The organism is Clostridium autoethanogenum DSM 10061, from assembly GCF_001484725.1.
Lineage (GTDB): Bacteria > Bacillota > Clostridia > Clostridiales > Clostridiaceae > Clostridium_B > Clostridium_B ljungdahlii.
In genome coordinates, this window is sequence record NZ_CP012395.1 from 1,396,231 (window position 1) to 1,412,388 (window position 16,158).

The 16,158-nt window shown below is 30.8% G+C and carries 13 protein-coding genes; all 13 read right to left on the reverse strand.

Annotated features, from left to right (window positions below):
- Positions 1-4: 4 nt before the first annotated feature.
- The 13 genes from CLAU_RS06240 to CLAU_RS06300 all read right to left on the reverse strand — a co-directional run bounded on the left by CLAU_RS06240 (position 5) and on the right by CLAU_RS06300 (position 16,150).
- The gene (locus tag CLAU_RS06240; RefSeq protein ID WP_013240036.1) at positions 5-754 is read right to left on the reverse strand and encodes an acyltransferase; all 750 of its coding nucleotides are present in this window, start codon (positions 752-754) and stop codon (positions 5-7) included.
- A 68-nt stretch (positions 755-822) separates the two neighbouring features.
- Positions 823-1,926, reverse strand: a complete 1,104-nt coding sequence (locus CLAU_RS06245; RefSeq protein ID WP_023162187.1) for a Gfo/Idh/MocA family protein — start codon at positions 1,924-1,926, stop codon at positions 823-825.
- A 29-nt stretch (positions 1,927-1,955) separates the two neighbouring features.
- The gene (locus CLAU_RS06250) at positions 1,956-3,272 is read right to left on the reverse strand and encodes a nucleotide sugar dehydrogenase (protein ID WP_023162188.1); all 1,317 of its coding nucleotides are present in this window, start codon (positions 3,270-3,272) and stop codon (positions 1,956-1,958) included.
- A gap of 81 nt (positions 3,273-3,353) precedes the next feature.
- Positions 3,354-4,559: a sugar ABC transporter substrate-binding protein gene (locus CLAU_RS06255; protein WP_023162189.1), complete on the reverse strand. Its 1,206-nt coding sequence runs from the start codon at positions 4,557-4,559 to the stop codon at positions 3,354-3,356.
- Between the two features lie 40 nt (positions 4,560-4,599).
- Positions 4,600-6,141 carry a murein biosynthesis integral membrane protein MurJ gene (murJ, locus tag CLAU_RS06260; RefSeq protein WP_013240040.1) on the reverse strand — a complete coding sequence of 514 codons (1,542 nt, stop codon included), beginning with the start codon at positions 6,139-6,141 and terminating at the stop codon, positions 4,600-4,602.
- A gap of 180 nt (positions 6,142-6,321) precedes the next feature.
- Positions 6,322-7,302, reverse strand: a complete 981-nt coding sequence (locus CLAU_RS06265; RefSeq protein ID WP_013240041.1) for an acyltransferase family protein — start codon at positions 7,300-7,302, stop codon at positions 6,322-6,324.
- A 51-nt stretch (positions 7,303-7,353) separates the two neighbouring features.
- A complete protein-coding gene (locus CLAU_RS06270; RefSeq protein ID WP_013240042.1) occupies positions 7,354-8,643 on the reverse strand; it encodes an O-antigen polymerase in 1,290 nt (429 codons plus the stop codon).
- Positions 8,644-8,681: 38 nt separating this feature from the next.
- Complete coding sequence (locus tag CLAU_RS06275; RefSeq protein WP_013240043.1) at positions 8,682-9,683, reverse strand: glycosyltransferase family 2 protein; 1,002 nt, start codon at positions 9,681-9,683, stop codon at positions 8,682-8,684.
- 32 nt (positions 9,684-9,715) lie between these two features.
- Positions 9,716-10,828, reverse strand: a complete 1,113-nt coding sequence (locus CLAU_RS06280; RefSeq protein WP_013240044.1) for a glycosyltransferase — start codon at positions 10,826-10,828, stop codon at positions 9,716-9,718.
- Between the two features lie 7 nt (positions 10,829-10,835).
- Positions 10,836-12,017, reverse strand: a complete 1,182-nt coding sequence (locus CLAU_RS06285; protein WP_013240045.1) for a glycosyltransferase — start codon at positions 12,015-12,017, stop codon at positions 10,836-10,838.
- Positions 12,018-12,036: 19 nt separating this feature from the next.
- The gene (locus CLAU_RS06290) at positions 12,037-13,875 is read right to left on the reverse strand and encodes a nucleoside-diphosphate sugar epimerase/dehydratase (protein WP_013240046.1); all 1,839 of its coding nucleotides are present in this window, start codon (positions 13,873-13,875) and stop codon (positions 12,037-12,039) included.
- Positions 13,876-14,114: 239 nt separating this feature from the next.
- The gene (gene galU / locus CLAU_RS06295) at positions 14,115-15,032 is read right to left on the reverse strand and encodes a UTP--glucose-1-phosphate uridylyltransferase GalU (RefSeq protein WP_013240047.1); all 918 of its coding nucleotides are present in this window, start codon (positions 15,030-15,032) and stop codon (positions 14,115-14,117) included.
- A gap of 35 nt (positions 15,033-15,067) precedes the next feature.
- Complete coding sequence (locus CLAU_RS06300; RefSeq protein ID WP_013240048.1) at positions 15,068-16,150, reverse strand: tetratricopeptide repeat protein; 1,083 nt, start codon at positions 16,148-16,150, stop codon at positions 15,068-15,070.
- Positions 16,151-16,158: the final 8 nt, after the last annotated feature.

Here is a 16,158-nt window from a genome sequence, read left to right on the forward strand (position 1 = left end):
AAGTTTACTGTTGATTTTTAAGAAGTTGATCTTCTGGAACTTTTCTAAATTGTTTAGCAGGATTACCTGCTACTATAATTTCCTTTTCCACATCCTTTGTAACAACACTGCCTGCTGCTACAAATCCATCTTCATTTATTATCTTACCTGGAAGTATAGTAGCTTGAGCTCCAATTCTTCCACCCTTCTTTACTGTAACACCTTTGAAATGTTTGTATCTTTCCTTAGATCTTGCCGCAAAGTTATCATTTGAAGTTACAACTCCAGGTGCAATAAACACATTGTCTTCTACTTCTGAGTAAGCTGTAATATATACATTTGTTTCAATTTTACAGTTAGAACCTATTTTAGAGAAGTTCTCTATAGCAGCTCCTCTACCTATTATTGTTTTACTTCCTATAGTTACGTTTTCTCTGACTGTAGCCAAATCTGCAATAAGTGTATTTTCACCTATAACACAACCGCAGTATACTATAACTCCTGCTCCAATAAGACATCCATCCTTTATTAGAGCTGGATCAAATTTTTTCTCATCTTTAAATATACTATTTACTGATCTCATAGGCTCTTTACCTACTACGCTATTGTCATCTATCCTTACATTAGCTCCAATTTTACTTCCCTTATGTATAACTACATTATGACCTATCATGCAGTTATCTCCTATTGTAACATCGTCTTCAATAACTACAAATTTTCCTATACTTACATTATTGCCAACTTTTGAAGTATCCGATATATAATTTTCAGACATATATATTCTCCTTTTCCTGCATATTTAATAATTGAGAATGAAAGGCCTCCATTCTCAATTATTAACTGCTACCTATTTATTTTTTTCACTCCAACCATATCCATAGTTGAGAAATCTCCCATAGGGAATTTTACAGGCATACCTGTAAGTCTTGACTTATAAGCCGCCAAAATTATAGACATTCCCTTTTTGCCTTCTTCTCCATCTATAAGTGGCTTTCTATTATTATTTATTGCATCTATCATATCTTTGAAAAGAGGTATATGTCCAAAACCATATACAGTATCAGGATCTCCCTCTTGTGATTTTAATATTTTATCATCTAAATCCTTGTGATCTTCAAAATTCCAGGTTTCTATCTTATTTACTGCAAGTCCACCTATGCATACTGTTCCCTTTTCTCCAAAGACACTTAAAGTTTCTTCTAAGTTTTTAGGATAAACACAAGCAGTACCTTCAACTATACCTATAGCTCCATTTTTAAATCTTATAACAATAGCTCCAAAATCTTCAGCTTCTATATCTCTTAAGAAAGTATCACACTGAGCATAAACAGTGTCTATCTCTCCTCCCATCATCCACTGAAGTAAGTCTATATTATGTATACATTGATTCATCAATGTTCCACCGTCCAGCTTCCAAGTTCCTCTCCAAGGTGCCTGATGATAATATCCCATATTTCTATTCCATAGTATTCTAGCTGTACCATTTACAAGTCTGCCAAATCTATTTTCCTCCACAGCAGATCTAAGCTGCTGCACTGGTTTATTAAATCTATTTTGATGGCTTACGCACAATTTTACATTGTTCTTTTTAGAACATTCTATCATATCATCTGCATCTTTTATTGAAAGCGCCATAGGTTTTTCGCATATTACATGCTTTTTATTATTCATACAGTACATTGCTATTTCAGGATGATATCCGCTTTCAGTAGCTACAGTAACTACATCTATATCCTGCTCTTCAAGCATTTTCTTATAATCAGTATAAACTGCTACTTTAGCATCTCCAACTTTTTCTATGTACTCATTTTTCCTTTGCTCTGCTTTTTCTTCTACCAAATCACAAACTGCTACTAAAACAGCTTCATCTTTATTAGCTGCTAGAGCTTCTACATGTTTGTAAGAAATTCTTCCACATCCTAAGATGGCAAATTTCAATTTACTCATAAAAACACCTCTTAAAAAGTAATATTTGTTTATAGTTTATGAATTTTTTCTCTGTTATTTTTTACATCTTTAGTAGCATTTCTTGTATCGTAAACAATTTTAGCTCTTTCTGCTATAGCCTCATAATCATAAGGGCTGTGATCTGTAGTTATAATTACTATATCGGATTCATCTATTACATCTTCCCATTTTACTGTGTGATATACTTTTCCATTACGTTTAAATTCAGGAATAAATGGATCACTTACAATTACCTCTGCTCCATTTTTCTCCAAGTGATCTATTACTTTAAGGGCTGGTGACTCTCTTAAATCATCTATATCCCTCTTATAAGCTACTCCAAGAAGAAGTACTTTTGCACCATTCATAGCTTTTTTATGTCCATTTAAAAGCTTCATAGCATTATCAACTACAAATTCTGGCATAAAATCATTTATTTCTCCAGAAGTCTCTATTAATTTTGTATGATAATCATATTCTTTTGCTTTCCATGAAAGATAAAATGGATCAAGAGGTATACAATGTCCTCCAAGTCCTGGTCCTGGATAAAAAGCCATAAAGCCATAAGGTTTTGTTTTGGCTGCATCTATTACTTCCCATACGTCTATTCCCATTCTTTCACAAAGTACAGCCATTTCATTGGCAAGACCTATGTTTATATTTCTGAAAGTATTTTCAAGTATCTTCTCCATTTCTGCTACTGCAGGACAGGATACAGTATATATTTCACTTTCCAATATGTTTCTATATAATGTAGCTGCCACTTCTGTACATTCAGGAGTACATCCTCCTACTACCTTTGGGGTATTTTTTGTCTTATACTGTTTATTACCTGGATCTACCCTTTCTGGTGAAAATGCAAGGAAAAAGTCTTTTCCACATTTAAGCCCGCCTTCTTCTAGTATAGGCTTTAACACTTCTTCTGTAGTTCCTGGATAAGTAGTACTCTCAAGTACTATGAGCATTCCTCTATGCAAATATTTTGCAACACTTTTAGTGGAACTAACTACATATGATATATCTGGCTGTTTATATAAATCTAATGGAGTAGGCACACATATAGAAACTGCATCTACATCTTTTACAAAACTAAAATCTGTAGTAGCTTTAAGTCTTCCTTCCTTAACCAATTTCTCTAAATCTGAATCCACTATATCACCAATATAGTTATGTCCTTCATTTACGGATTCAACTTTTTTATCCTGAACATCAAATCCAATAACTTCATATCCTGCTTTAGCTTTTTCTACTGCAAGTGGAAGTCCTACATATCCTAATCCTACTACTCCTAACTTAGCTTTCCTATTCTCTAATTTTTGAATTAATTCATCTCTCAACTGCGACATCTTTTTACCTCCTAGTTTAGCATCATTTCTACTTTTTTCATTATAATACAACCCAATTTCTTTGTCATCTTCATATACATACTATTGCTTTTCTTTTACAATAAAATCAAGTATATCCTTTTCTATTTTTTGTCCACACTCCTTTGGAGTTATCTTTCCGGAAGTAAGCTCTGTCATTACCTTGTTTGCATTTTGAAGAGCCTGAACCTCAGATACATTTGGCAGTATTTGCCCATACTCAGACTGCTGTACAAAAGTTCTTTCCTTAGGGTCATTTTTCACTTCTTTTATGTTGTAATCCACTTTATACGGAGGAATTCTTCCTGTTATTTTAAAAAGTGGAGTACTAGAATGATTAATGAGATATTTCATAAGACTCCAATCCTCTTTTTGATGCTGGGACTTAGAACTTACATAACCTACTTGTGCCGTTACAAAGGATGTCATCTGTTTACCATTGTATTTTGGGAAAGGTACTACAGAATAATTAAGTCCTGATGCATCTAGCTCTTGAAGATCCCAAGATCCACTTACATAGAAACTTGTTTTTCCATTTTTAAAATTGTTTCTTGCAGTTATACTATCTATATTTTCGGGCATCAACTTATACTTCTGCACCATATCCTGAATCATGGTATATCCTTTAATTGCAGCTTCATTATTAAGTCCTATATCTTTTACGTTGTAATCACCATTTTCCTTTTTAAATATATAAGCACCGTTTGCTTGAAGAATTGGGAAACTTAAATAAAAGTTATTTATATCATACTGAAATCCCTGTTTTTCTCCCATTGAAATCAGCTCTTCCAGTGTATTAGGTACCTTTTTAACTTTATCCTTATTATAATAAAGTCCATAGGTTTCCACAGATATAGGTATTCCATACATCTTATTCTTAAAAGATACAGTTTCAAGTGCCGATGGTATATATTTATTTTTATCTATAATGTTATCTGGAACCTGTGCTAGTAATTTTTCATTATGAAGTTTTTCCATCCTGTCATGTGATACTCCAAATTCTATATCTGGTTCCATATTACGTAAGGATGCTTCAATATAAGCCCTGTTGTCTCCTTTATCTGAATGAATTATCACCTTGTATCCCGAGGTTTTGGACCACTGATCTGCTAAAGTCCTAAGTTCTGCTATTTCAGGATCTGTAAGATGTGACCAAATTACTATTTCCTTGTCATTTTTACCTGTACCTGCAGTATCTGCTGTGGTGCATCCAGTTAAAAAAAGTGCAAATACCAAAACCACAGATATAAGTTTATAAAATCTCTTCATTAGAACTTTCTTCTCCTTTTCACCGCATTAATTAGCAAATTTATGCAATTTTTAATTTCTTTTTTACCAAATTTATTATATTAGCAAGCTCCTGTACTTTTAATATAAGCAGCATAATCACATACACTGCTATACCAACTATGATGCAAATAAAGAGTGTCAAAAGCTGTCCCTTAAATCCACCTAGTAAATTTCCCAGGAAATTATTTATTAAAAATATACACACTCCCATAGTACCTGCAGCTGTCATTATCTTTATTCCAACTTTAAACATATTAAATCCATTTATATTTCCAACTCTTTTTCTTAAATCCTTAGCTAAAAGCACGCAGCTTACAAATGCAGAAATTGTTGTAGCTAAAGTAAGTCCTCCTATACCCATCTTTTTCACAAGTACTATGCTCATAACTATATTTACAGCTACACCTAATGCACCATTTATCATAGGTGTAGTAGTATCCTGGATAGCATAAAAAGCTCTGTTAAATACATCTCTTATTCCCCAAAATACCAGTCCAGATACCAAGAAAAGTAGTGCATCAGCAGTCATATTAACTGCCTGCTTATTAAAGGCACCGTGCATGAAGAGTGCACTTATTACAGGAACTCTAAGTATCAACATTCCTACTATAGCTGGTATTACTATGATATTGATATTATTTACTGCTATGCTTATATGTGACTTAAAATCTTCATAATTTTTAAGACTTCCGTCCCTAGATAAAGAAGGATATATAACCGTAACTATTGCAGATGCAAAAGTGAAATAAACAAGCATATTTAACTTATTTGCATAATCAAGTGCCAATATACTTCCTACTACAAGAGTAGAAGCCATTCTCTTTTGAACTACTTCATTTACCTGATTAACGCCAGTTCCAATCACAACTGGAGCAATCAATGAAAGCATTTTTTTAATCTTAGGATCTTTTAAATTTATTTTAGGACTATATTTATACTTATTTTTTATAAGCCATGGAATTTGTACCACTATCTGAAGCCCGTTTCCAATCATAGTAGCTGCTGTGAGGCCTACAATTCCATAATGACTTCCCATTAGCACATAAGCTATTATAGGTATGTTCATTGCTATTCCAACTAATGCTGGAGCTGTAAAATCGTCTAAAGTTTGAAGCACTGCCGTGTAGCCGCTGTTTAAACTCAAAAAAAGTATATTTATCATACTCATCTTAGTTAATAATATGGTTAAATTATATCTTTGACCTTTAAAATTAGAAATTACATTAACTATATCTGTAGTAAATATCCATCCTAAAACACATAAAAACAACGAAATAATCATTAGGATGTTCATTATGCAATTGGCAAATTTAAACATTTCTTCTTTGCCATGTTTACTATATGTTTCACTGAGTATTGGAATAAAAGTGGTAGTAATTGCAATTCCAAACAAATTAAACATCAAATTTGGTATGGTAAGTGACATAGTGTAGGCATCTGAACTAGCAGATGCTCCAAATGCACTGGCAATAAGTGCATCCCTTACAAATCCTATTACCCTGCTTGCCATTGAAATTACCATTACTACACCAGCAGCTTTAACAAGTCCATCTTTCTTCATATTTTCCTCCAAAATTATCCTACCTGCATCTAAGCACTGCCTAAAGCATTTTCAAAGAAATAGCCAGTTAGTATGCTATCTTATTTTCTTTTAAATGCCTAATGTGTAAATTATATCTTCAAGTATTTTATCACTAATCAATTCCATATACAACGAATTGAAAATAGCTTGTTAACATCTTTACTTATGTCCTAAAAATACTTTACTTAGTATAGGTATTTTATTAAGTATCCATTTACATATTAAAATAGGTATAAATCCTACTAAAATCATTATTACAATTACAAAGCTATAATTTAATTTCAACATTTGATAACATAAAACCCTGGCTCCTGTTTGTGAAAACCAGGACAAGAGGTAAATATCATAGCTGTATTTTCCCACTTTTCTAAACAATTCTCCACCTGAAGTATTCATTATGAGTTGGGATACCATTAAAAATATACTACTTCCGAGAAGAGATGTAACTAGGTTGTAGTAAGGATACACTTCCTTTCCCACATCAAATACATTCATAGCCATAAGAACTATAGAAAATACTAAAACTATAGCGTACTTATTTTTAATATTATTCCATTTATCGTAAGTATTTTTCAAATATACTCCGAAGAAAAAGTAAAACAAATAATGAATTACACCATACACATAAAATAAACCTATTTGCTTTGTAAACAACAGATTAAAAAGCAAAGTTATTACTAAAGTCAAATTTATAGGTAATTTTTTAAAAATTGGTGCGACTGCAAATATGAAAAATAATGTATATATAAACCAAAAATATTGTATTGGAATATCTAAAGGATAAATCAATATATTTGTTATGAGGCTGTTTAGCTTTACCGGTCTCGCAGCATAGTTATTCATATATAATTTTATAGGCACCGCCACTAGTGACACTGCAAAATATGGAACCATAAGTCTTTTAAATTTTCCATAAACAAAACTGCCATAATCTCTTACAGTCTTTATACTATATATCTTATAGGCGAAAAAACCTGATATAACAAAAAAGAAAGGCATATGGAATGAATATATGAGTTTATATATATAGGCATAAAATGCACTGCCATTAAACGCTGAATCAGGAAACGAATGTCCCAGCACTACTAAAAATATACCTATTCCTCTAGCTATATCCATATCCTTATAATACTTCTTCATCACTCTTTACTCCTCCACAAGCAATCAATACTAAAAACTTAGTAAAATTAATTATATTTCCTTAGGCAGCAAATATGCCAAAAGTACTCCAAGACCCAATCCACTAGTGAGCAGTGTAGTAAGTATAGGCCCATTAAATAGTGCCATTATGCCTCCAAAGAGAAGCGTTGATACTAAAAGTATATTTTTGCTTTCTACAGATCTTATGATTATCATTATAAAATAAAGCAGTATTGCAAATATGACTATACCTATAATTCCAAAATTCATATAGGCATCCCCATACCAAGTTACATTTAGCCTCATATCCGGTCTTCCATAATAAACTGTAGCCATATAGAAATTAGGATCCATATTGTATATATTTTTAAAGAAATGTCCTAGTATGCCCTGAGCTAACTTCATCTTAGGGTACATAGAAAAGAAATCAAAATACTCTAGTGCTATAAGTGAAGGCCATAAGAACACTCTTATTATTATGAGTAAATATATTGATAATTTTTTTAGGTACAATGCTGCAATTCCAAGTGCTACGGCAAGTGCCATTATTTTTTCTATAAAGCTTCTCTTTATTCCATATCTCAATATCATTCCAAAAAACGGTGCTAAGAGTAGAACTGCAAATTGAGTCTTATATGCAGCATATCCATATAACACAAGCTGCAGTACAAAAGGTATGAATACAAGTTTATATTTTCTCTTGTACATTAAAAATGCAAGTATAAATGGATTTATTATATTTCCAAGCCACTGTACAAAATAATCTACAAATTTCCCTGCATGATCCCTGTAATCCAACCTTACTGAATATACATCTTTAAAAGCCTGAATTATTTTAGTAGGCATTCCAAGCTTATAGATTATATAACCATAGCCAACTACCATAAATGCTATTAAGCCTATCCAAAAAGTTTTAGGACTAATATTTATTTGAGGTATTTTAAAATCAAACTTACTAGTAAGCAAAACTCCTATTAATCCTACTGCAGCTATTGTATATATAAATACTGGTGAATTTTTACTATCTCCAAGTCCGCTCATAATATATACTATTAGAAGTGGTGTAGTACTTAAAATTAAAAACAAAAGCCAATACAAACTTGTCAGTTCTTCAATTCTATGAGGCAGTAAAAAAACAGCCGTATATATTATAACTACAAACAAAGGCAGCATAATAAGTGACCTTTTCAAAATACCCTGATTTATTATAAAATTAAAAGATTTATAGTACTCTATTGAATGTATATATCCAAATGTTAGTGCAGCTATTATGAATAAATATAAGATAATAGATAATATCTTGCTATCCTTATTTATCATATTGTAAATTTTATGTATCATCCAGAAACCTCCTATTTTAACTGATCACTTATGACTTATCATTTAGATCTACCAAACACAAGTGATTTAAAAAATCCAACTGCAGTTCCTGCGCCATAGGCAATATGCAGTAGGAAAAATAATATAAACATAAGTGGCATATACTTTATACCATTCTTTGAACCTATCTTTATACATTCCAGTATATCTATAAGGAAATAGCTCCCCAGTGCTAAAACTTCTATAACTTTGCTGAGTAAAAATAATCTATATGTTGCACCAAACAGCAGTATGGTAAGAAGAAAAATTAAAGGTACAAGATGCCTTATTCTAACTATTTCCCTGTTTGTAATTAAAGAACCTCCTATTTCCTTCCCATTTGCAAAATTTTGAGATATTATCTTTTTTATACTGCTTCTTGGTTTATAATAGGATATTATATCTTTATTCTGGTATATTTTATATCCAGCTTTTAATATTCTATTATTCATATCATTGTCTTCACTTCTAGCTAAACTTTCATTGTAAAGTCCTACTTTATCAAATACCCATCTCCAAAAAGCTCCATTCCAAACCGTATCTACAAATCCCTGGTAATCTTTCTGTCTAAATTTAGCTACACCTATTCCAAATTTACTTTCATGTAAAAATACAATACAATTTTCTATATAAGATTTTGATGTTAAAAGATAAGTAGGTCCTCCTACATTTACTACATTTTGTGATTTTAATTTATTTAAAGTGCTTACACATCCACTTACATAATTTTTATCATAAAGTGCATGACCATCTACTCTTACAACTATATCTCCTTCTGCCATTTCTATTCCCTTATTTAAACCTGCAGATTGTATTTTTTTAGGATTATCTATTATTCTAATCTTCTCATTTTCAAATTTCTCTATTATATCTCTAGTTGAATCAGTAGACATACCATCTAAAACTAATATTTCAATAATATTATCATAAGTTTGATTTATTATAGAATTAAGGCACTTTTCTATATGTATTTCTTCATTGTACACAGGAATTATTATTGAAACTGTATCCTTATTATACATACAAATCTCCTTTTCAATTCTATGAAAATAATTTACTTTTCATATATTTTGCTTAATATAGGTTCATTGGCTTCCCAGAAATAATTATTCTTCAATCTTTTCATATTGTCTACTATGCTCTTCTTTTCTTCCCGATCTTCTATGAGTTTTCCTATGATATGCTCTAGTGTATCCTTAAGATTACCACCGTCTATTCCATATCCAAAATTGTTTTTGCAGACCTCATATCCAAATTCCGTAATTTTGTTTGCAATAACGGGAGTTTCAGTTATTATGCTTTCATAAAACTTATTTGGCATAGATATAGTAGCCGTATCTCCAGGATAAAAGGCATACGTTATGTCTATGTTCCTGTAAAGTTCTTCTAATTGATCTATATGATAAGCTCCTCTTATATCTACATTTGAAAACTTTTTTGAATATTCAGCAAGCTTTTCAGAATATATTCCCCTTCCACAAACAACTATTTGCACAAACTTGCTGTATTTTTGAGAAGCATCAATTAATGCTTTCATTTCATCATAATATCTGACAGATCCTATAAAACCAATTCTAAGTTTATCACTTGGAGTTTTTTCTATATTATTAAATAGATTTTTATAAGGAGCATTGTTTACTATGTAAATATTTTTACTTATTTTACTGTAAACTTCCTTCATTTTTGGGGTAACTACTATGTGAATATCTACTTTCTTTAACATATGTCTTTCCATTAAAATTATTAAATTATAAATACATTTGTTTAAAAATCCTTTTCTGTTATAAAAGTACAGATAGAAAAGATCATGTTCGTCATATATTAATTTCAACTTAAGTTTTTTATTTATACTAAAGCCTATAAAAAGTCCATCAAAGTCGTGGCAGTGGAGTGCCTGAAAATCTTTATTTTTTAAATAGTTATATACATCTTTTTTAAAATTTAAAAATTTAAAAGCCTGCTTATATCCACTTCCATACTGGGCATTTCCAAAAAATCTTACTATTTTTATACCATCCAAATTTTCTTCAGGCTTATCAATATAAGTTCCTTCCCTATCCCAACATAATATAGTAATTTTATGGCCAAGTTTTGTCAAAGACTTCGCCTCTTTATATACCCTGGGGTCAGGATCAAATCCATTTGTAAGTATCATTGCAATATTCAATATTCTTTCACCTCATAATCTCATTGTATATATGAATGGTTTTCTGAGCATTTCTAAGCCAGGTAAATTCACTTAATACTGTTTTCTTCCCATTTTCACCTACAATTTTAGCCTTATCCTTATGACTCAATATGTAATCTATAGTACAAACTAGATCATCTAAATCATGAGGTTCAACCAAAAATCCATTTTTTTTATCCACAATAACATCCTCTATTCCCTGACCTTTAACACCTATAACTGGTATACCACTATTCATTGCTTCTATATACACTATTCCAAAACCTTCCTGCCAGCTTGGAAGTGCAAATACATCACATTTTGGGGACATATATTTTATTACTTGAGAATGAGGTAACTTTCCTAGAAAAATCACATTTTTATTTAAACTCAAATTGTCTACAAGCCTTTTTAAATTTCTGTATTCCTCTCCATCGCCAATTACGTAATATTTTATAGTAGGATATATATTTACAAGCTTTGAAACAGCTCTTATATTCAAATCTATTCCCTTTGTCTTTATTAAAGCAGACACACTGAGCATTACATAATCTCCCTCTAGCTCAACCTGCTTATCTGCTACACATTCCTCTGGGTTAATTCCATTATTTATTACTACTGTTTTATCTAGAAGCTCCTTCTTTTCTATAATGTTTCTCAGTTTATTACTGACAGTTATTATTTTGTCTGCATTTTCCAAAACCTTAGTCACATTTTTTCTACACATATTATTCTTTTTTATAGTATATTGAAAATCCTGACCATGAATTGTCACTACAAAAGGCACTTTATACTTTTTACTAAGACTTATACTTGCAAATCCTACAGGTATAGCTGTATGTGCATGTATTACATCGAATTTAAACTTTTTATACAATTTGCTTATAATTTTCCTTATACCTAAGTACATAAAAAATCCTGAGTATTGAAGGAATAGCCCTCCCGGGAATTCTATATATCTAGGATAAAAAACTTCCACACCATCAAGTACCATTTTAGATGGAATATCAATGTAAGCTTTATACTTCTTTATGTTCCCTAAAAAAGCTGGTACATAGGGAACAGGGCACACAACCTTTACCCTACAGCCTTCATTTATGAGTTTTTGCACTTGTTTGTGGACAAAAATACCTAAAACGCTGTTAGAAGATGAGGGATACATATGTGAAATAACTAGTACATTCTTCATGGCTTTATTCATCCTTTTGCTATTTTTTTCTCTTATAGGTTGGTACTTTTTCCTCTATAAGTTTGATTATTTCCTCTTTATCTTCATTTACCACTTCTCTAAACTGTTTTATAGACTCCTCTACAAAAGTCATATCTATTTTAGCTGGTTTTTCAACAAATATCTTATCATGTTCTGTGGAAGTTAAAGCTACTTCATTCATAAGAAGTTCCTCATATAATTTCTCTCCCGGTCTTAAACCTGTATATTCTATTTTTATATCCACATCAGGTTCATATCCAGATAAAGTTATAAGATCCTTGGCCAGATCTACTATTTTTACGGGTTTTCCCATATCAAGTACAAAAATTTCTCCACCATGGGCTATGGCACCTGCCTGAATTACAAGCTGTGCTGCTTCAGGTATCGTCATAAAAAATCTATTTATTTCAGGATGGGTTACCGTAACAGGTCCCCCATGGGCTATTTGCTTTTTAAAAAGTGGAATTACCGAACCATTACTCCCTAAAACATTTCCGAATCTTACAGCTACATACTCCGTCTCACTAACTTCGTCAAAAGCCTGCACCATAATTTCACAAAATCTCTTTGAAGCTCCCATAACATTAGTTGGATTAACTGCCTTATCCGTACTTATTTGAACAAACTTATTCACTTTAAATTCATCACAACATTTTAGTACATTATAGGTACCAATTATATTATTCTTCACGGCTTCTGCCGGATTACCTTCCATAAGTGGAACGTGCTTATGAGCAGCTGCATGAAAAACCACTTCTGGTCTGTATTTATCAAATATACTTCTTAATCTATCTTCATCTCTTATAGAAGCTATAATTATGGCTTTATTTAATTTTGAATAATTATAGTTTAATTCCATCTGCACGTCATAAACGTTATTTTCATATATGTCTAGTATCAAAAGTTGCTTTGGACCAAATCTAGCTATCTGTCTGCATAATTCAGATCCTATAGATCCTCCACCACCTGTGACCATTATAATCTTATCCTTTATGTACTTATTTATATTTTCATTGTTAAGCTTAACTTCATCTCTTCCAAGAAGATCTTCTATGTTTACATCTCTTAATTTGCTCATATTTAAATTTCCATCTATCATTTCATATATGCCAGGCAAAGTTTTAAGCTTGCATTTTGTACTCTTGCATATATTTATGATTTCCCTTTTAGTCTTGATATCTGCAGAAGGCATTGCAATTATTATTTCTTCTATGCTTCTTTCTTTGCATATTCTTGGTATGTCATCTCTTCCTCCTAAAACTTTTATACCATTTATCAACTTTTTTCTTTTTGTTTCATCATCATCTACAAGTCCAACTACATCATAATTAAAATTTCTATTTTTCTTTATCTCTTTTATGAGCACTGCCGATGCATCTCCTGCACCAATTATAAGAAGTCTTTTATTTCTTATCTTTTTATATTGTCCTACGCTTTTATCTTGAAGTAACCTGTATATAAATCTTATACCGCCTAAGGTTAGCACAGATAATATCCAAAAAATTATATGTACAGTATATGGAAATCTATAATACCTATTTTCAAGAAATTTATAATTTATAAAATAGCTGTAAATTACAAATATAATATTGGATACAGAAACAGAATATACAATAGAAATTAACTCTTCTACTGATGCATATTTCCATATACTATCGTATAAATTAAAAACTTTGTTAAATACTAAAGTTATAATTACCATAGGAATAACTGAAATTTTTAAAAATATTATATATTCCTGCTGTATATTAAAATCAAATTTAAGTAATAAGGCAAAATATAAGGAACCTATAAGAAATAATATATCGTATACTATGAGTTTTTTGTCTTTTTGCATTTCAACACTTCCTAAATTATTGTAAAAATTTTATATAAAAACTCCCTTTATCTATTTTACATCATAAACAAAATTATTCAACACATTTTTTAACAGGTAATGTCACACATCACACAATTTAATACTGCTGTTCTATTTCACCAGCAGTATTGATAAATTAATTAATTTTTTGTTACTAAATAAATTGCATCTATAATTTTACATAAATTCTAAAATTATAGATGCAGCTTTATTAAACTCTATTTGTTATGAGAATTAGAAGTTATATCATCATAAACTTCTTTAAATATCTTTTGTTCTTTTAAATCCAAAAGATATTTCATAAAAGGCTTTTTCAGTTCATCTCTCTTCAAGGCATATTCCACAGTGGCTTGTAAAAATCCAAGTTTATCTCCCACATCATACCTTCTTCCCTCAAAATTATATGCATACATAGCTTCATTTTGAGCTAAAGTTCTCAGGGCATCTGTGAGTTGAATTTCTCCTCCCTTTCCTGGAGTAGTGTTCTCTAATATTTCAAATATGGATGGTGTTATTATATATCTTCCAAGTATGGCTATATTAGACGGAGCCTCTTCAACTTTAGGTTTTTCTATTAAATCTTTAACTTTGTATACCTTATCTTCTATATACATTCCTTTTACTATACCATATCTATCTACGTATTCTTTAGGAACCTCCTGTACACCTATAATTGAAGTTTTATATTCATCATAGCATTTTATAAGCTGTTTTAGGCAAGGTTCTTTACTATCTACCACATCATCACCGAGCATTACCGCAAAAGGTTGATTTCCAACAAAAGTTTTTGCACAACTTATTGCATGTCCAAGACCCTTAGGTTCCTTCTGTCTTATGTAATATATATCTGCCATATTTGATATATCCTGTACCATTTTCAAAAGATCTTTCTTGTCTTTATTCTCCAGTTCCTGTTCCAATTCTACGGATTTATCAAAGTGATCTTCTATTGCCCTCTTATTTTTTCCTGTTATTATCAAAATTTCTTCTATTCCAGATGCTACTGCTTCTTCTATAATATATTGGATGGTAGGCTTATCTACTATAGGCAGCATTTCCTTAGGTTGGGCCTTTGTAGCAGGCAAAAATCTTGTTCCAAGTCCAGCAGCTGGTATTATAGCTTTTTTTACATTCACCTTAAAATCTCCTTTCACATTCATGTTACATAGGATTACTTTTTTTCAATCTTCTTAATAAAGTTATCTATTTCAATAACTACTTCATCTTTAGGATCTATTTTCTTTGCGATTTCCAGATGTTTTTTTGCATCTTGTAAATTTCCAGAGTCCAAATAGCACATTATAAGATTAGTGCATATTTCTACGGATCTAGTGGCTTCAAATGCTTTTCTCAAATAAGCTATAGCCTTTTCATAGTCTCCAATAGATGCATAATTTATGCCCATTTCATTTACAATTTCTACTATACTGCTGTCTATATTAAGTGCATCGTTTAGGTAATAAATTGCCTTTTCATAATTTTCTAGTTTTCTATATCCAACTGCTATGTAGTAATACAAGGAAGCATTATCTCCAAAAGTATCCATAAGAGGTATTAACAATTTTAATGCTTCTTCAGGATTATCTTCCAAAAGCTCTTTTCCCCTGTCATAGTGTACAATAGATTTAAGTTCTTCTTTCATATCTGTTATTTCTAAGGTTTCTTTTCCGCCTTTTCCTACATAGTTATTTATATAAAACAATGCTTTTTCATAATCTCCCTCTTCTCTTTTAATAAGGGATTCATAAAGATATGGCAGTGCATAATTTTCTTTGGATTCGGCTCTTTTTAATATTTGCAATTCCTCTTCCTTATATATTTTGTTGGTTTTTCTAATCTCATCTACCATAGCTATAAGTTTGTCATATATTTCTATAGAATCTTCCATAGTAGATAACCCTTTTAATAATATATAGGCATCTTCATATTCTTTATTTTTAACATTCTTTGCTATTATGCCTTTTATAAATCTAATGTATTCATTATTTCCGGTTATTATGCTCTTATACTGCTTGCTAAACTTAAAATTTTCATCTGCACCTAATACGTAAAACATGCCTTCAATAAAATACCCTATTGGTATTCTATCCATATTGTTTTTAATTTTAACATCGTCAACTATATTTTTAGAACTTAAAGGCAAATATATATCTTCTGGGAAAGTAACTTTAAATATTTTTTCTAAACTTTTTTCATTTACTTCTACAAATAATAATTTAGATAATTTTTCTGCAAAATGTGATTTTATATCCATTAATTTAC

What these genes read in the sequence shown, in the direction of transcription:
- CLAU_RS06240 (WP_013240036.1), bottom strand. Translation starts at nt 754, where the DNA reads ATGTCTGAAAATTATATATCGGATACTTCAAAAGTTGGCAATAATGTA.
- CLAU_RS06245 (WP_023162187.1), bottom strand. Translation starts at nt 1,926, where the DNA reads ATGAGTAAATTGAAATTTGCCATCTTAGGATGTGGAAGAATTTCTTAC.
- CLAU_RS06250 (WP_023162188.1), bottom strand. Translation starts at nt 3,272, where the DNA reads ATGTCGCAGTTGAGAGATGAATTAATTCAAAAATTAGAGAATAGGAAA.
- CLAU_RS06255 (WP_023162189.1), bottom strand. Translation starts at nt 4,559, where the DNA reads ATGAAGAGATTTTATAAACTTATATCTGTGGTTTTGGTATTTGCACTT.
- murJ (WP_013240040.1), bottom strand. Translation starts at nt 6,141, where the DNA reads ATGAAGAAAGATGGACTTGTTAAAGCTGCTGGTGTAGTAATGGTAATT.
- CLAU_RS06265 (WP_013240041.1), bottom strand. Translation starts at nt 7,302, where the DNA reads ATGAAGAAGTATTATAAGGATATGGATATAGCTAGAGGAATAGGTATA.
- CLAU_RS06270 (WP_013240042.1), bottom strand. Translation starts at nt 8,643, where the DNA reads ATGATACATAAAATTTACAATATGATAAATAAGGATAGCAAGATATTA.
- CLAU_RS06275 (WP_013240043.1), bottom strand. Translation starts at nt 9,683, where the DNA reads ATGTATAATAAGGATACAGTTTCAATAATAATTCCTGTGTACAATGAA.
- CLAU_RS06285 (WP_013240045.1), bottom strand. Translation starts at nt 12,017, where the DNA reads ATGAAGAATGTACTAGTTATTTCACATATGTATCCCTCATCTTCTAAC.
- CLAU_RS06290 (WP_013240046.1), bottom strand. Translation starts at nt 13,875, where the DNA reads ATGCAAAAAGACAAAAAACTCATAGTATACGATATATTATTTCTTATA.
- CLAU_RS06300 (WP_013240048.1), bottom strand. Translation starts at nt 16,150, where the DNA reads ATGGATATAAAATCACATTTTGCAGAAAAATTATCTAAATTATTATTT.